Origin of the sequence: Streptococcus equi subsp. zooepidemicus, from assembly GCF_015689395.1 — a bacterium.
In the GTDB taxonomy this organism is placed as follows: Bacteria; Bacillota; Bacilli; order Lactobacillales; family Streptococcaceae; genus Streptococcus; species Streptococcus equi.
In genome coordinates, this window is sequence record NZ_CP065054.1 from 1727666 (window position 1) to 1745465 (window position 17800).

Annotated in this window: 15 protein-coding genes; 3 read left to right on the forward strand and 12 right to left on the reverse strand. The window is 42.7% G+C overall.

Annotation, left to right across the window (positions count from 1 at the left end):
- Positions 1 to 84: 84 nt before the first annotated feature.
- A complete protein-coding gene (locus I2432_RS08170) occupies positions 85 to 912 on the reverse strand; it encodes a transporter substrate-binding domain-containing protein (RefSeq protein WP_111678417.1) in 828 nt (275 codons plus the stop codon).
- 523 nt (positions 913 to 1435) lie between these two features.
- Here I2432_RS08170 and I2432_RS08175 point away from each other — a divergent pair.
- Entirely contained in the window at positions 1436 to 1891 is a 456-nt protein-coding gene (locus I2432_RS08175) for a hypothetical protein (RefSeq protein WP_111678419.1), read from the forward strand.
- A 652-nt stretch (positions 1892 to 2543) separates the two neighbouring features.
- On the opposite strand, the gene I2432_RS08180 is transcribed toward I2432_RS08175, so the two are convergent.
- From I2432_RS08180 to proB, 8 genes are all read right to left on the reverse strand, one after another.
- Positions 2544 to 3887 (reverse strand): DEAD/DEAH box helicase, encoded by a 1344-nt coding sequence (locus I2432_RS08180; protein ID WP_111678858.1) that lies wholly within the window; start codon positions 3885 to 3887, stop codon positions 2544 to 2546.
- An 82-nt stretch (positions 3888 to 3969) separates the two neighbouring features.
- On the reverse strand, positions 3970 to 4977 hold the full coding sequence (mraY, locus tag I2432_RS08185; protein WP_206158723.1) for a phospho-N-acetylmuramoyl-pentapeptide-transferase: 1008 nt from the start codon (positions 4975 to 4977) through the stop codon (positions 3970 to 3972).
- 1 nt (position 4978) lies between these two features.
- Positions 4979 to 7234: a penicillin-binding protein PBP2X gene (pbp2x, locus tag I2432_RS08190; protein WP_111678423.1), complete on the reverse strand. Its 2256-nt coding sequence runs from the start codon at positions 7232 to 7234 to the stop codon at positions 4979 to 4981.
- Positions 7235 to 7237: 3 nt separating this feature from the next.
- Complete coding sequence (gene ftsL, locus I2432_RS08195; protein WP_012516176.1) at positions 7238 to 7561, reverse strand: cell division protein FtsL; 324 nt, start codon at positions 7559 to 7561, stop codon at positions 7238 to 7240.
- Positions 7562 to 7564: 3 nt separating this feature from the next.
- Positions 7565 to 8515: a 16S rRNA (cytosine(1402)-N(4))-methyltransferase RsmH gene (gene rsmH, locus I2432_RS08200; RefSeq protein ID WP_111678425.1), complete on the reverse strand. Its 951-nt coding sequence runs from the start codon at positions 8513 to 8515 to the stop codon at positions 7565 to 7567.
- Positions 8516 to 8616: 101 nt separating this feature from the next.
- The gene (locus I2432_RS08205; protein ID WP_111678427.1) at positions 8617 to 9033 is read right to left on the reverse strand and encodes a hypothetical protein; all 417 of its coding nucleotides are present in this window, start codon (positions 9031 to 9033) and stop codon (positions 8617 to 8619) included.
- Positions 9034 to 9052: 19 nt separating this feature from the next.
- Positions 9053 to 10300: a glutamate-5-semialdehyde dehydrogenase gene (locus I2432_RS08210; RefSeq protein ID WP_206158724.1), complete on the reverse strand. Its 1248-nt coding sequence runs from the start codon at positions 10298 to 10300 to the stop codon at positions 9053 to 9055.
- The gene (gene proB / locus I2432_RS08215; protein WP_043053371.1) at positions 10300 to 11118 is read right to left on the reverse strand and encodes a glutamate 5-kinase; all 819 of its coding nucleotides are present in this window, start codon (positions 11116 to 11118) and stop codon (positions 10300 to 10302) included. Before proB ends, I2432_RS08210 begins: the two co-directional genes overlap by 1 nt.
- A 632-nt stretch (positions 11119 to 11750) precedes the next feature.
- Between proB and I2432_RS08220 the strand changes: the two genes are divergently transcribed.
- Positions 11751 to 12836 carry a hypothetical protein gene (locus I2432_RS08220; protein ID WP_249093184.1) on the forward strand — a complete coding sequence of 362 codons (1086 nt, stop codon included), beginning with the start codon at positions 11751 to 11753 and terminating at the stop codon, positions 12834 to 12836.
- Between the two features lie 589 nt (positions 12837 to 13425).
- On the opposite strand, the gene I2432_RS08225 is transcribed toward I2432_RS08220, so the two are convergent.
- From I2432_RS08225 to I2432_RS08235, 3 genes are read right to left on the reverse strand one after another with little or no spacing between them, the layout of a single operon-like run.
- Complete coding sequence (locus tag I2432_RS08225) at positions 13426 to 15054, reverse strand: ABC transporter permease (RefSeq protein ID WP_111678434.1); 1629 nt, start codon at positions 15052 to 15054, stop codon at positions 13426 to 13428.
- Positions 15055 to 15058: 4 nt separating this feature from the next.
- Positions 15059 to 15790 carry an ABC transporter ATP-binding protein gene (locus I2432_RS08230; protein WP_111678436.1) on the reverse strand — a complete coding sequence of 244 codons (732 nt, stop codon included), beginning with the start codon at positions 15788 to 15790 and terminating at the stop codon, positions 15059 to 15061.
- A 46-nt stretch (positions 15791 to 15836) separates the two neighbouring features.
- A complete protein-coding gene (locus I2432_RS08235) occupies positions 15837 to 16094 on the reverse strand; it encodes a bacteriocin immunity protein (RefSeq protein WP_111678437.1) in 258 nt (85 codons plus the stop codon).
- 368 nt (positions 16095 to 16462) lie between these two features.
- Here I2432_RS08235 and I2432_RS08240 point away from each other — a divergent pair, with 368 nt between their 5' ends.
- The gene (locus tag I2432_RS08240) at positions 16463 to 17689 is read left to right on the forward strand and encodes an LPXTG cell wall anchor domain-containing protein (protein WP_206152400.1); all 1227 of its coding nucleotides are present in this window, start codon (positions 16463 to 16465) and stop codon (positions 17687 to 17689) included.
- Positions 17690 to 17800 lie beyond the last annotated feature (111 nt).

Below are 17800 nucleotides of genomic sequence, written 5' to 3' on the forward strand. Positions count from 1 at the left end.
TGACACCACAGCTAACTGCCTCAAAGGCTAGATCAACAAAAGATTGAAGCTGACTCAGAGCTTGAGGGCTTTTAGCCCTATTAATTAATTAACCTTGGTGACAAAGTCTCCTCCCAAAAATGCTTGGCTAAGCTTTCTGAGCTGACCTGATTTTTTTAGCTTAGCCAGCCTTTTATTGACAAAGCGCTGTAGAGCCTTACCCTTTTGATCATTGGCAAACACATAATATTCCAAGCCGTCCTTAGCAGTATCAGCTTGCTCCTTGAGCTTTGTCACATGTAGATCAAAACCCTGCTCTTCAGCTACGGTGGTTAGAGAAATAGCATCATAGAAAAGAAAGTCCAGCTGGCCATTCTCCAGCAGCTGCAGCCTTTGGGTCAATGGGGTTGACTCAGAAGCATAGGTGAGATGAATAGGCTTTTGATCAGGGTGAGATTGGTTCCATTTTTCAAGGATAAGCATGTAATTGGAGCCTGCTATGCCTTGGGTTTTCTTTCCAGAAAGGTCAGCTAAGCTTCTATACTGCTGCTTGCCCTTTGTTGCCAGAGCATAATGTGAGGCCGAAATAGGACTTGAAAACAGATACTTTGCAGCTCTTTCCTTACTATAGCCAAAATTATTGGCCCCGATCTGATAACGACCTGCATCAATACCAGCCAGAATCGATGGAAAAGGAACCACCTCTATGCTTAACCGATACTTTTTAGAGCCTTTAAAAAGCCTTTTTAAAACCTCAATATCATAGCCTGTAATGCTATGCTCCTTTCTATAGGTAAAGGGCTTGGTTGCAGCATCTGTTGCTACTCTGACCACCTCTTTTTGACGGGCTGTGACCTCATGGCTAATCATGACTGCCAAGAGTCCTAGACTAGCTAACAAAAGAAAGAGTGCTCGCTGTAATTGTTTTGTCATACCATACTCCTATCTCTTAATAGTAGCCATTTTAACAGATTATGATAAATTTGAATAATATCATTTATTTATCAAGGCAATAAGAAAATAGTATCAAACAAGCAGCTAAATCAGCACAATCTGATTAAAACAGCACATTCTTCATTCACCTGATCATGGATTAACCACAGACAAGCTTTAGCTATTAGCAGACTACCTAAGCCTAAATCAACACCTCAAGCTTTCAATTGACTGATATCAGAACTAGTAACCACCTCTATAGGACGAAAAAGCGCTGTTGATGGCACGCAACCAGTATTACGGCATCTTAACTGGCCGTTCGTATCCACCTCTATTACTAGGCTGGTAGCTAATGATCAGAAAAGCAGCTGACCTGTCTGCCCTATAGAGTCTAGAAATCCAGCTTCATTTTCGTGCAACATTAGAAAACAACCGAATAGTTTAAAATAAAATTTTATTATTAAACTTTAACTGTTGCTTTATTAATCTTTTTACAATATAATTAAGTATAAGGAGGCTTTCTATGAAAAAGGTAATAGTATCGGTTACTTTGTTAACAGTAGCTGTTTTAAGCTTATCAACGAGATTTATCTACTCCACTGATTATTCCGATTTAAATCATAAGGAGATGGCACGTCTTATCCAGTCAAGAAAACAACCAGTAATTAAGTATCATGACAATGTGACCATTAATAAAATGATTACTTACCTAGCTCAGGCTAAAAAGGAGGGCATTCTGACAGAGACCTTCCTCATGAATTATATTTTCGCTGGAGAGGGTGAGTACCTGACTAAAAATTCAAGGATTATTGCCGATCCTGACGGAGGGTATTGGAGTATCCTAGAAGGCTATGAGGGAGATGGCGGTGTTAAGACCGGTATTGATGGCGTCTCAGAGCTCAATATCTTTAGTCCAGAATCTACCAGCATCGGAGAGCTTCAAGAAGCGGTGCTAGCCTGGTATGAGGCTAATAAGTAACCGCAGCTTAGTTAACCGACTGCTTTATATAATAGCTAGTATTAGCTAATCATAAGCCTTATAGGCATTGAAATGGTTAGACCCATGCTCAATGCTTATAAGGTTTTTTAGTGCTTACCATCTAACCAAAACCATAGCCTTCAGAGAGACATTGAGCTGAACAAGCAAAAAGAGGAGCAAGCTCCTCCTCAAACATTAATACACCTCAATCCAGACTCCTGTAACAGGTGCGACAGAAATAAGGCTTACATTTGAAATTATCGAACCTATATCAATTGTTACAGTAACCATCTTTGAAGCGTGGCAACTAAAGCCAATTGCTAGCAACTAAAGCCGCCCCCTCTGCTATCAGGATAGTGACTGACATTAAGAAATGGATACGCTTTGACACACCAGCCTTAAGCTACTTCCTTTTGAGGGCGCGTAGATTGAAATCCTTACACTCCGACAAGACCATTTGACATGGGACACTGAACAGAGTTGAAGCCTTTAAAAACAATCCCTAAACAGCTTTGGGACCTAATCACAGTTCCTTGACTCAGCTATTGCAAGGACCTACTGTTCGTATCAGCTTAGAATGCTCGCTAACAAATTTTTTGACCTAAGAAAATTATCTTTTTCTTGAACGTATAATCTTTATTAATCATCTGTCTTAAAAGCTTTGCTTTCTGGATTTACGCTCTGCTCGGCCCTTGGCGCGTTTTTCTGCTCGTCGCTGCTTGCGCCGCTTCTCATCAACTGCCCACTGAATTTTCTTTTTATAACCTGGTTTAATTTTTTTCTTTTTTTTCTTAACCAGGCCAATCATTTCGGTATCTAGCTTCTGATAAGCTTTTTCACGATTCTGGCGACGATCACGATCATAGGTATCCTGAAATTCGCCATTTTTTAAGACCTTTGGTATAAAGCTAATGCCCAGCTTTTCCAACTCCTTGATGTCAGAATCATCACTTGGCTGATAAAAGGTAATGGCTGTCCCTGGCATGCCATTTCTACCCGTCCGTCCCACACGATGCACAAAAAAGGACAGGTCTTGAGGAATGGCGTCGTTAATCACATGACTAACCCCCTCAATATCAATACCACGCGCCGCCAAATCCGTTGCCACAATATATTCAAATGCTAGGTTTTTAACTTGATTCATGATCCGCTTGCGCTCTCTAGGTGGAATACCTCCATGAAGCTTGGCTACCTTCATGCCATTAGCTGCCAAGAAGGCATGCAAGTCGTCAGCTCTCTCCTTGGTATTGACAAAAATCATGGCCAGATAAGGCTGGATAGCCTTTAGGGTCGCCAAGATTTGCTCATTTTTATCGCGTCCCTTGGTTGATAGCAGCCAGTTATCAATCGTATCTGCAATAACGGTTTCTGTCTTGATCTGTTCAATGACAGGATTGGTCAGATACTTCTTTAAAAAGGGCTGTAGCTTTTGTGGAATGGTCGCTGAAAATACAAGCATTTGGATAGTCTTTGGCAGTGCTGAAGCAATCTTATCCACAGTGTCTAAAAAGCCCATATCCATTGTCATATCAGCCTCATCAACAACAAAGGTAGAAGCCTTATGAATGGCTAAGTCTCCTGACTTGACCAGATCATAGATACGACCTGGCGTTCCAATGACAAGCTGGGGCTGACTAAGCTTTAGCTTGTCAAGCTGACGCTGCTTGTCTGTTCCTCCAACGTAATTAGCAATACGAATCTCCTGCTTAGAGTGCTTAGCAATTTGCCTGCTGGCCTCAAAGATCTGTGTCGCCAGCTCCCGGCTAGGTGCTGTAATGACAGCTTGAACCTCTTCTTTTTCCTCCTTGAGCTTTTCAAAAATAGGCAGCAAAAAGGTATGCGTCTTTCCTGAACCTGTCTTTGACTCACCCACTAAGTCTCGTCCTGTGCTGACAAGCGGAATAAGACGCTGCTGAACCTCTGTTGGCTCTACAAAGCCAAGCTCCTCTAGGGCCTCTTGAATATAATGCTTAAAGTGATAATCGTGAAATGACATCATTTACCTCGTTTTCTTTCTGATAATACTATTAGTGCTTGAGACGAGCAAAAGGCGGTGCCTCAAGCACTGCCCCAGTTGCTTACAAATAAAGAATCGCTAAAACAATGAGACTGGCTACAAGACCAAGAGCCCATAAGAAGGCATCAACCTTCCATTCAGACCATTTGGCTGCTTTACCGGATAGGCCGCCTAATTCCAGATGATGATGAAAAGGGGTCATCCTAAAAATACGACGACCTTCGCCATATTTTTTCTTGGTGTATTTAAAGTAAGTGACCTGAAGCATGACTGAGCTTGTCTCAAGAACATAGACAATCCCAATAACCAGCAAGGTCCATTCCTGACGAAGCGCAATAGAAATCGCTGCTAGCATGGCTCCTAAGGCTAAGCTTCCAACATCACCCATAAAAATTTTGGCCGGCTTATGGTTAAACAAGAAAAAGGCCAGCAAGGCACCAACCATAGTACCTATCAAGAGCAAAACATCAAATTGCCCCTGAGCATAAGCGATAACGCCATAGGCCAGCAGACTAATCACAACAGATATCGAGGCCAGACCATCAATACCATCTGTCAGATTGACTGCATTTGAAAAGCCAACCACCCAAAAAAGAACAAAGCATAGGTATAAAAAGCCTAAATGCCAATGATAACCAAAGACATTAATCGCATCAATACCACTTGGCCTAACATGTACCACATAAAAGACCAGACCTCCAACAATCTGAAGCATGAATTTTTGCTTGGCAGTAAGGCCTTCATTAACCTGCTTGAAGATCTTTAAGAAATCATCTAAAAAGCCTATGATCCCGTAAATCAGTACAATCAATAAAATCCCCGAAATCAAGCCTAGGCTTTGCCCGTCTCGAAAATAGACTAAAGCAAATACAAAGGATAAGCTTGTGGCAACAAGAAGAAAAACTGTTCCTCCCATTGTAGGTGTTCCAGCCTTAGCCAAATGCTGCTTAACATCCTCATGCATCTGCTGCCCCCCAATTTTTTTCAACTGGTAAAGCCTTATAAAGTGAGGCATGGCAAGGGCAGCCACAGCAAAGGCTATCAGGCCTGCTAGAATGGTTAAAAACATGTTAATCTCCTAAAGTTATGGTAATTTTTTTGACTTTTTTGAGCGCTTTTCCGACATCAACGCTCTGTTTAACGACACGTCCCGAGCTTGATCCCTTGTACTTGATATCAATGCCAGTCCATTTGGCAAAGGTAGCCACATTAGCCTTAGTCCAGCCATACATATCAGGCATCTCATCAAAATGATTTGACAAAATCAGGATTTGTTGGTTAGCAGCTAGATTGGTCCCTGCCTTCTTAGATACCTTTTTAATCTTGCTGCCATTGCCAAGGACAATAGGGTGAACCAGATTTCTGCGCATCTCATCAGCTGCTTTTCCGGTATCTTGACCAACAATATCAGGCAACTGATAAGTAGCCTCGTGATTAGCATCTACAGCAGCTGGCTTGTCTAAGATATCCTTCATCAGATAGGCTTCCTCTAAAACAGGGTTGATAATATCCTGCCAAAAGACCATTGCCCAATGCTCTGGGTGCTTTAGTGTAACATACATCAGAAAATCAGGCTCATCAGCCGGCACCATAGCAACAACCGAATAAATATAGTTTGTCAAGCCACCATCTAAATAACCTGTACCGTCCTTAGTCGCAATCTGAGCGGTCCCTGACTTGACAGCAACTGGTAATTGGCCAACCTTAACCACTGGACCTGATGATTTCAAATGAAGGGTTCCAAATTGTGGGTCAGTCCCAACGTTAATCATGTATTTTCGTGTTTCACTGGCAGCCTTTTGGGAGACCGGCTTTCCGACAATCTCCTTGTCTGACACCCGATAAGTGTCTGTATTGGGGTCATAAATGCGACTAACAAATTGAGGCTCTAGCATCACACCGTCATTAGAGATGGCTGTAAAGGCTCTAAGCATTTGAATTTGCGTCACCGAAATCCCCTGACCAAAAGCACTCATTGCTTGGGTAACAATATTATCAGAAGGGAAAATGCCTGGGTCTTCATTTTCTAAGCCAAAGCGTGTCCGGAATCCAAAGCGGAATTTGGTCAGGTAGTTCATCCATTTATCATTTCCCATTTTTTGCTCTAGCTTGGTCATGCCAACGTTACTTGAAAATGAAAAGCCTTGAGCGTAGGTCATGTACTGCCCTGTAGAAATACCTTCGTTAATCGCCCAGTCCTGAATGGTAGCATCAGCAATGGTTAAGCCATTCGCATTGCTAAAGGTCTCATCAGGATTAAAGACCTTCTCATCAATAGCAGCAGCCAAAGTCATAACCTTCATGGTTGAGCCGGGCTCAAACTGACCCTGATGGAGGATATTTTGCCAGCTATAGCTTTTGCTATTTAGCCCCTCTAAGGTATCGGCATTGTAGGTTGGTCTTTGAGTGGTCGCTAAGATCTCACCGGTTTTAGCATTCACCAGAGTGGCACTTGCAAGCTCTCCTTGGGCCTTCGATTGAAAGACGTCCATTTGGGTTTCTAAAAAGGTTTGAATGGGCTCTGACAGGGTGGTATAAATGTCCTTACCATCAATTGGCTTTTTCACTGTCTTTCCTGTTCCAAGTAGGGTATTGCCATTTCTATCCTTTTGATAGGTGATAATGCCATCTTCACCAGATAAAATGCGGTCAAAGGCCGCCTCCATGCCCATCTTTCCAACTAGACTCTTGGTACCGTCCTTTTTGTTTTCTTCAAGTGAGGCAAGACCAATCAGCTCTGAAGCAAAGGTTCCATTTGGATACATACGGCTAGGGCTTGCTGAAAATGCGATCCCCTTGATTTTAGCTGCCTCCATAGCCTTTTGGATCGTTGTCATTGTGCTATAGGAAATACCTGAGCCAGACGGACCAAAGGAAACCTGAAAAAGACCCTTTCGCTTGAGCTGCTTGATAACATCCTTTTCCTCCATGCCCAACTGCTCCTTGAGGATTTGAGCAACCTTGTCATACTGAGACGGTTGAACAAAGAGCTTCTCACCAGTTGCTGACACAAAGGACTTATCAAGAATGGCGTAAATGCTATAGGTTGTCGAGTCCACAGCGATAGCTGTACCATTGCGATCATAAATCGTGCCTCGCTTGGCCTGAACAGAAACCGTCTCTTGGTAAACCTTTTTGGCTCCATCTGATAATTTGACACCAAATTTCTGATCCGTCCCGATAATGATCATAAAATTAATCATAAAGATGAAGAAAATAAAGATGGTCAAGAGCATCATGTTTTGCCCCACCCTCAAACGGTTTTGAACAGGTGTTTTTCGATCACGAACCACATAATCTAAAAAATATTTTTGCCATTTTTTCATAGATTACTCGACTTTCTTAATGTTATCATTTCGGTTACTAAGCCCTGCTTTTCCAGCAATATCAACAATGCGGTCACGACGCGACAGCTCGTTAACCTCTTGCTTGGCATTGTTAAGCTCTGTCCTTTTATCTGAGATCTGTCTATTGAGCTGGGTGATATGCTGCTGGAGCTGCAATTTACGACTTTGCAAGTAAATAATGCTGACAGCCATTGTCACTGCTGTCAGGATAAGCGTAGCATAAAAAGCCTTCTCAACCCTCGAGAAAGTTCTAATTCTTTTTTGCAAGGCTTTTGAAACTGCCTGAGTTCTTTTTTCATTAACCATAATCTATTTCCGAACTTTTCTTGCGACTCGTAGCTTGGCTGAATGTGCCCTATTGTTAGCCATTAGCTCCTTTTGACTTGGTAAAATCGGCTTACGAGAAACCAATTCAAGCTTAGGCTTGAGCTCATCAGGAATAAAAGGAAGCCCCTTTGGAGCATTAGCTGTGCTTGCCTCTTTAAACAAGTGCTTTGTCAGACGATCCTCCAAGGAATGAAAGGTAATCACTGAGATACGTCCATCAACAGCTAACAGCTCTATCGCCTGCTGGATAGACGCCTCAGCAGCACCAAGCTCATCATTGACCTCAATACGAATAGCCTGAAAAATTTGCTTGGCTGGGTGTCCTTTTTTTTTGAGCTCCTTGGCTGGCTTAGCTGCTTTGATCAATGCTGCCAGCTCTGTAGTGGTGCTGATTGGCTTAACTGCTCTTGCCTGCTCAATCTTACGAGCAATCTGCTTTGAGAACTTATCCTCACCATATTTAAAAAAGATCCGAACCAAATCATTGAAATCATAAGTATTGACAACCTCATAGGCTGTCAAAGCTGCCTGGCTATCCATTCGCATATCCAAGGGAGCGTCCTGCTTGTAAGAAAAGCCCCGCTCTCTCTCATCTAGCTGTGGACTAGAGACACCTAAATCATACAAAATCCCATCAAGTTCTGTAACCCCATGCTCTAAAAGACGTGCCTTGAGGTGTCTAAAATTATCCTTAATAAAGGTCACCTGTCCCTTGTCAATATAAGGCTTGAGCAGCTGCTGTGCATGATCAATAGCCCTTTGGTCCTGATCAAAGCAATACAGGTGCCCCTTATCACCAAGCTGGGACAGCAAATAGGCTGAGTGCCCAGAGCCACCAAGGGTCGCATCTACATAAATACCATCTGGCTTAATATCCAGCATATCAACAGCTTCATGAAGAAGTACAGTTACATGATGAAATTCGTTTGTCATAGCTCTAATTGTACCATACTTCAAATGGTTTATAAATCAAAAAGTAAGAGAAAAGGGCTTTCAAGGCCTAAGAAAGTCTCCTTTTTTCTTACTTTTTTGACTTAGCTATCCTTGACATCAAGATGACTAAGAGCTTGCTGCACAATCTGGTACAGCTCCTCTGCTGATTCAAGCAAGTGCTTGGTTTCCTTTAGTACTCGCCAGTCTGTCACTGGATTATCCAGCCAAATATCAAGCCCCTTATCCCAGCCTGTATGAGATAGCCCAGAAAGCGAGCTTGTGCTACTAGCAGTCAACTCCTTTTGATACCTACAAGCCAGATCTCTCACGTCCTCTAGGCTCTCATTAACAGCACTGATTTTTTGCCTTTTTACCCAGCTTGTTAGTATCCCATTGTCGAACAAATCAAAAAATCCCCACCTCTTAAGCTCTTTCAATGCCTCAATGACAGACTCAAGCTTAAAAGCTAATGTCTTTAGGTCTCGTATGGTTTCTTGCTTCTTTAGATCCCTTGTCATAAGCCTACCTCCTTAGCAGCTAGCTCCGAATATGGCCATTTCCATTGATCAGGTATTTACTACTGGTCAAGGCCTCAAGTCCCATAGGGCCACGAGCGTGCATTTTTTGTGTGGAAATGCCAATTTCTGCTCCTAGACCAAAGACAAAGCCATCTGTAAAGCGTGTCGAGGCATTCACATAGACAGCTGCCGAGTCAACCAGATCCTGAAAACGCTCTGCAGCATTGATATTAGCTGTGATGATAGCTTCTGAATGATGACTGGTATACTGATTAATCCAGGAAATGGCCTCATCAAGAGAGGAAACCAGATGAACAGACATGATATAATCCAAAAATTCAGCTGCATAATCTTCCTCTGTGGCTAATACAGCCTTGCTAAACAAGGCTTTTGCCTGCTCATCTGCTCGCCATTCCACCTGCTGGACCTCACTGATGGCTGCTTCAAGCATGGGAATAAAGGTCGCTCCTACCTTCTCATGAATAATCAGGCTTTCTGCAGCATTGCAGACGCTTGGTCTTTGCGTCTTAGCATTAATCACAACCTTAACAGCCATCTCTAGGTCGGCTGCTTCATCAACATAAATGTGAACATTGCCAACACCCGTCTCAATGACTGGCACCTTAGCCTTTTCCTTGACCGTTTGAATTAATCTGGCACCACCACGAGGTATCAAAACATCAACATAAGCAGCTGCCTGCATCAATTCCTCAGCTACAGTATGAGAGGTATCCTCAACCAGCAAAACAGCATCTGGCGTAATAGCTGATGCCTCTAAGGCATTTCTGATAAGCTTGACCAAGGCCATATTAGAGTAGAGAGCATCTTTGCCACCTCTAAGAATGATGGCATTATTGGTCTTAAAGGCCAAGCTAAAAGCGTCAACAGAAACATTAGGGCGGCTTTCAAAAATCATCGCAATAACACCTAAAGGCACACGCTTTTGGGTTATTTTCAGGCCGTCCAGATTTGTATAGCCCTTAATCACTTCGCCAATGGGATCAGCCAAGTCTGCCACCTGTCTGACGCCCTGAGCCATCGCATGGATACGATCTGCTGTCAGGCGTAAGCGATCAAGCATAATCTCTGAAATCCCATGCTCAGCCGCCTTAACCAGATCCTTGGCATTTTCTGTCAAAATCATATCCGTCTGGGTCACCAATTCCTCAGCCAAAAAGGCAAGAAATTGATTTTTATCCTTCGTTGTCAAGGATACCAAGGCCCTACTGGCTGCCTTAGCCCTTTGTCCTAGCTGTTCTATTGTCATCAGGCATCACCTCTTTCTATCTGTTTAAACCAGGTACCTAGCTTTTCTCCCTCCAAGACCCTTAAAATGTCTCTAGGGTTGGCACCATTCATCAAAATCATTTGCCCCTGATGCTCAAACATCATCTGGGCGGATTGGATCTTACTTAGCATGCCACCAGTTCCAAATCTGCTGCCTGCACCGCCTGCTGAGGCTATAATGTCCTCTGTGATCTCTGTCACATGACTCCTCAAGCAAGCATCCTCATAGATGGTCGGGTTTTTATCAAAAAGACCATCAATATCTGACAGCATAATCAGCAGATCAGCCCTTGTAATACGAGCCACAATAGCTGATAAGCGGTCATTGTCTCCAAATTTTGTTGAATGATCCATCTCATCAACGCTAACAGCATCATTTTCGTTGACAATCGGAACAATACCTAGGCTAATCAAGCTCTCAAAGGCATTGGTAACATTTGCTAGACTTTCTGGAAAAATAACCACATCACGTGTCAATAAAATCTGAGACACCGTCGTCTGATAGTGAGCAAAAATTTGCGAATAAAGGCTCATCATAGCAACCTGCCCTACGCTTGAGACAGCCTGCTGCTTGGCAAGCTGACTTGGTCTTTTGGCCATTTTCAACAGATCAAGCCCAAAGCCCATGGCACCAGAGGAAACCAAAATAACCTCTTTTCCCTTATTCATTAAGCTTGAAATCACAAAGGCTAAATGGTCGATCTTTTCTAAGTTAATCTTCCCGTTCGCAAGAACCAGTGAGCTGGTTCCAATTTTAATTACAATACGCTTTACATCTTCAAATTGTCGTTTCATCATATTAGGATTATAGCATAAAAAACAGCTCAGAGGACTGGCAGATTGAAGACAAAATCAATCAGCCTATCAGCTTGACAAAAAAGGATCACTGGCTACCCATTCACCTAAGATATAAAACCCCACCTGATAGCCACTCCAAGCAGGATTTCCTTTGTGACACCACATACCACGCTACGCTTTATCCTATTGTAAGTTTAAGTCTGATCCTCCTGCATTGTCCTGTCATTTTTAATGACCATATACCAACACTAAAGCTATTGACAAAAACGCACAATACGATAAAATGAAAGCGCAAACAGCTATATTTACTACCTAAGGGCCAGACCTTGCTGTAAAGCGCAATACCTGACAGAAAGAACACGTTTCAGAAGTAGCAAGAACAAGTCACAGGCATACTGTCTGGCACATTGGCGCAAAGGCTACCAGTGTTCAACAAGACTGGAACGCAGGTCAATAGGCTGGAAATCGAGTAGAAAAACCGTATCATTTAAATTTTTGGAATACCAAGACTTAATTGTTCTCAATTAGTTTGGGGTGCTTAGGACGACAGAGCCTGTCAGTCATCTAAAGCAATTAATTAGTTATAGGAATAAATCACTATGGTTAAACTATCAAAAAGAAGCAAGATAGCTATGTCATTTTTAATTGTCTTTTGTGGTATATTTTTCGTCGCTCAAAAACGATTCGGTTCGTCAGACCAATCATTTACCGTAAGGCCAGACGCAGATTTCTATATAGTCGGTTACCACAATATTGAAGGTTATCAATTGACAAATGAGCAGCCGCAAAAAATTTCTGACGCTAAGCTCGAAGTGGTCAAAGGTCAGATCAATCAAGTGGTTAAACGAGCAGAGCTTTCAAATCGTTATCTGGTCTTTTCCGAAGAGGGGCCTCCTTTAGGGGCAATAGGAAGACTTATCGCTCTTGATTTTCAAAAAGGCAAGGTGACGTATCACCCAACAGCTGATTATGCCTTTACTTCCTCCGGAGTATCACCAGATTATTATTTCACTTCTACAGCAAATACCGACGATAGTTTTATTGCTGTTTTTGATCCTAAGCTCAAAGAAATTGATAAGCATATCTTTGAGGATTCTATCATTGCTAGCGATTTTTCAGTTGATGGAGATGACATTTACCTCTTAGGAACAGATGTGAAAACCAAGGATAACTACCCAACCTACCTATATACGCTATCTATCAAAAATGGGAAATTAGCTCTGAAAAATAAAGAGCTGCTCTATGAACAGCCTGAATCCACTTACTTTTTCCATGATAGCATTGTCAAAGAAAAACAGCTCTATACCGTCTCAAGCGGCTATCGAAACAATGCTACCAAGGAGAGAACCGTTTTAGGACAGGTTTTCCATTATGATATGCAATCAGGTCAAAAACATTTTTTCGATCTCACCGAGATTGCTCCAGTCAACATTTTTGATTTGGGTCACGATACATTGGCAATCGAGCATGAAAAAAATGAAACTGGAAAAATTGGGTTTAGCCTGTTTTACCTCAATGATAAAACGTCTACTTTTATTGACTTATCTCAATTTGGTTTATCCATTGAAAGTGACTACTTAAAAGACATCAAACAAATCGACGAGAATACCCTGTTAATATTAGCTGGTCATAAATTAATCGGATACCATATCAGTGACCATCAAGTTATCTTTGACAAACAAGTCAGTGATGATGCTTTCCATATATGGGTAAAATAGCTAGTCAGTTAACTGAAAACAAACAAAAGATCAAGGACCTGTACCTTGATCTTTTAGTTATGTGACTTTTAGTCCGTCACGCTCCGTAAGGTGCGTGACAAATCATGCCCACCCGTTTGACGGGTGGGTATGATTAAAACATTTAGGCTAGCTTCTTGGAAAAAGCTAGCCTAAATTAGCAGTATTTGAAACTGTCATCAAGACGGGATAAAGCTAGCATGCTTGTGATTGGTTATCAGAATGTCACTCCAGCCAAAACGTCATGGAAGCCCTTTTTGAAAATGATTTGGCGCATTACTGTTGACCTAAAGCTAATAGCTACTAAAGCTGAGTTAGCTTTTTCGTGAGGCTCCCAAAGCTATTTGCTGAGCAACATCACTAACAGCTTTAGGAGCTTGAACTTGATGTTCCACAAGCTGCTACGACAGGGCACTGCTAGCTTGCTAAAGCTTTTTGCTTTTCTGTTTCAATAGCTGCTCCAGATTTTCAAACATAGCTGCCACATTCCTTCTCCCTATCTAAGCTAGAAACAAGCTTGTATCACACCTTAGCTTTCCTTTGAACAATCCAGAGGACTGCTCAGTGCTATTTACATCTTATTCAGGCTTTTCCAAAAGCTTCTTTGAAGCCAGAGCTGAGCAAAGAGCAAGCAGCTAAGAAGAATAAGGCTCACAGCAATGCTCACAAGAAGAGGCTGCTGACTAATGGTAGCACACATAATTGCTAAAACAATCAAAAAGCCACCAATAATTAAGTCGCCAAACATCAGCCCAAGCATAAACCATTGGCTATTTCCTCGAGTGAAAAGCTGAGTGACGTCCTGCCATTTCAGATCTAGCATGCGATAATCACGCCTAAACATCAATTGCCCTTGTATGATTCCCATCAAGACAAAGCCTAATGAAAAGAATAGGACAATAACGGGGTGAAAGCCTAATACAAACAACCCAATAAAGGCATAAACCACCAGTGGAGCAAGGATTTGCAGACCTATCAGCAAGCGAAATTTGTTAAGCAAAAAGCCCTTTAAGCTAATGGGTAGGGTCTTAATAAAGGTGAAATTTTCCTTTTCAAGAGAGATCCCAACACCAACAAAGCTGGTCGGCACAGTACACACACTTCCCAAGAGCACCCCCACGAGAAGCGCAATACCAAAGTACTCATAGGTAATGTAGCTTGAAAATTGTGCACCGCTTGTCACACTAGGAGTGATAAAGATCATCACATAAATCAAAGGCATCAGATAAGTCTGTGTCAATAGCGTCGCATTTTGCAGTGTTGCAAGATGGTGCTTTATCAACAATCGCTGTAGGCTTTGCTGACGATCAGCTGCAGCTGCCTTACGCGCCACTGCTGCTTTTTTAGCATTTCCACCAACATAGAGAGTCTCTCTGTAATAAGCCGGCATGATTCGTCTAACAAGACCATACAGCATCAGCATGACCAAAAGTAAGGGAAGCCAAAAATTAAGCAGGGCCTGACCAGAAAACGGCGCCACAACAACATCATAGCTGCCCCTAAAATAAGGAATCAAAGGGCGATCTGAAAAGGCTTGACCAGCCATCATTCGCTGATTGTTAGTCATATTGAGAAATACAATCAAGCCCAGAGCACCAAAGGTCGAAACAAACATCAACATCGCTGAAATCAGCTTGCGCTTACTGCTTCTAAGAATAAGCCTGCCAATCCAAGCATTGAAGTACAGAGCAAAAACAATCGAGCTGACAAATAGCACCACAAACAGGATAAGTGCCAGCACAAACGCCAAGGCGTTTCCAATAATCTGCCAATAGGCAATCATGAAAAGACTTAGCAGGGGCATTAAAAATATTGACCCCATACCTAAAGAGGAAATCAGCTTAGCAATAAAAAGCTCCTCAGACCTTATGGGCAAATGAACATAGAGCTTAACGTCATTACTCTCATAAAAGACTGCATACATTGCCGTAAAGGCATTGACAGTTGCCATGACAAAGAAAATGGCAATATAAAGTGACAACAGTCCCGGATATTGACTAAAATCAACGCCCATAAACATAAAGATGTAAATGACTAAAAACAGAGCAATCATCAAGGCTTGCTGTCTAATCATGCTCTTATAGGCCTTGAAGTTCTCTTTAGGTGCCTTTTCTTGCTTTTTCTTTAAGGCTGTCAGGGACTGGGGATTGGAATAAAGGATATTAATCTTGATTAATTCCCAAATAGTTGACCAATTCATACCATTATGCCTCCTGTGCTTGACGTCCTGCCAATTCAAGGTAAATAGTCTCCAGATCCTTATCAGGATAATCAGCCTTTAGCTGCTCAACTGTCCCAACAAAAATCAATTTTCCCTTTTTCAAAATCCCAATCCGGTCACACAGCTGCTCAGCAACCGACAAGACATGCGTTGAAAAAAGGACCGTATTACCAGAGGCAGCGTGCTCTTTCATCATTTCCTTTAGGTCAAATGAAGCCTGAGGGTCCAGTCCAGTCAAGGGCTCATCAAGGATCCAGATACTAGGATTGGAGATCAAGGCACCAATCACAATGACCTTTTGACGCATACCATGTGAGAAGTTATCAATCGTGTTGTGCATCTCCTGCGTCAGCTCAAACAATTGCGTCAGCTCCTCAATCCGAGCTTTTGTATCTTCCTCGCTGACCCCATAAATCTTAGCAAGAAACTGCCAATATTCATAGGCTGTCAGGTTTAAGAAAATGTCCGGTGAATCAGGTACATAGCCGATTTGCTTTTTGATGGCGTCACGATGCTCACTTAGCAGCTGACCATTGACCAAGACCTCGCCATAGCTCGCTTCGATAATAGAGGTCAGGATACTGATCGTTGTCGTCTTGCCAGCCCCATTGTGACCAATGAGACCAAAGATTTCACCATCCTTAATCGTGAGGCTCATATCACTCAAGGCCTCCTTGTCACCGTATAGCTTTGAAACATGTCTAAATTCTATCATAACTCTCTCCTAGCTTTCCTATCCTAGACCAGCCACTCATTGCTGGTCAGCCTTTTTCCAACAAATAAGCGTCAAGCGATTGCTTAAAGCCACACAAGGACTTAGGCAACAACAAATCATTAGCAAGTAAATAATCATCAAGGGCTTGATTTAGCTGCTCTGCAATCGTCAGTGGATTACTGTTTTTAATTAATTGATTAGAAGCTGACAGCAATAATCTGGCTAAATGGGTATTAGCACGATTTTCTGGATAATCGTAGGCCTGTTTGATGACATCGTATAAGCGCTGCTGTTCCTTTTCCATAGGGCCTCCCTCTAATTTGTACGTTTACGCTAATACAACTGTTTAATACTTAAATCATAATCTTTATTAGAGGTTTTGTCAATATCCTATCGCCATATTTGTCTCTCCTCACAAAGGCAGATAGAGCAACGATGATGACGCTTACTTTTATTCCCTTTTTAAGGCAATAAGGGCAGCCAATTCTGACCCTTAGCTTTAGCTAACAGTAACAAAATCAGACCATTGTCCTTTTCATTAAAAAAAAAAAACGAAACTACGGAGACAAACTAGCCAGCAGCCATTTCTCGCCATCAACCATCATGTTACAATGAGCCTTGGAAAAGAGCATTTAGGAGTACTTCATATTTCTATTATCAAAGGAGAGAGAAATGATTAACAAACAGAAAAAAGCCGTCTACAGATATGGCATTTGCACCGCAGCAATTGTGCTTATGGCGTCAGCTACGGGACTAGGAACAACCGCTCACGCAGAGGAACGGAATATATCAAAACTTAAGCAGCTGCTAGAAGAATTTCCCGAAGTTAACAAAACTCTTCAAATTCAAAGTGGCATTAGTAACGTCTATACCACAGGTTCTATCAAAAAATACTTAAATCAACTAGAACAATACTTTAAGGATTACCTTGGAGAAGTAAATTCTGAATTGACTAAACCAGGACCTAAAGGGGAACCTGGACCTCAAGGGCCACGTGGTGACAAAGGGGAGACTGGACCTAAGGGCGACACTGGTGAAGCTGGAAAGCAAGGGCCTGCAGGAGAACGCGGACCAGCTGGACCTCAAGGACCACGTGGAGATAAAGGTGAGACCGGACAACAAGGGCCTCAAGGAAAGCAAGGAGAACCTGGACCTAAAGGGGAGACTGGACCTAAGGGCGACACTGGAGAAACTGGAAAACAAGGACCGGCGGGAGAGCGTGGGCCTGCTGGACCTCAAGGACCACGTGGTGACAAAGGCGAGACCGGACAACAAGGGCCTCAAGGAAAACAAGGAGAACCAGGACCTAAAGGGGAGACTGGACCTAAGGGCGACACTGGAGAAACTGGAAAACAAGGACCGGCGGGAGAGCGTGGGCCTGCGGGGCCTCAAGGAAAGCAAGGAGAACCTGGACCTAAAGGAGAACCTGGACCTAAGGGCGACACTGGTGAAGCTGGAAAGCAAGGGCCTGCGGGAGAACGCGGACCAGCTGGACCTCAAGGACCACGTGGTGACAAAGGCGAGACCGGACCACAAGGGCCTCAAGGAAAGCAAGGTGATAAAGGTGACAGTGGTCAGCAAGGTATGCCAAGTGAACAGCACAACAAGCATGAGCATAAGGGTGACCAAGACAAGGATACCAAACCATCAGTACCAAAAGCTCCTGAAAAAACTCCTGAAAAAACTCCTGAAAAAACTCCTGATCCAAAAGCTCCAAAGGCTTCAGAGCAGCAATTAGCCAGCCCTAAAGCACCAGCACCTCAATCAGCACCAAACAAAGCAGCTAAACAGGCAACCCTGCCAGCAACAGGGGAGACAAGCTATCCTTTCCTTACCCTTGCAGCCCTTAGCGTCATTGCTAGTGCAGGCCTGCTAACGCTAAAGGAAAAGAAAGACTAAACTAGCTATACCTGTGGCATAGCTCATAGCAGCTAATACCACTTCTAGCTATCTATTTTAAAAAAAAGCTAGTCTAAATCCTAAACCCCAAAAAACGCATGAAGCCAACCT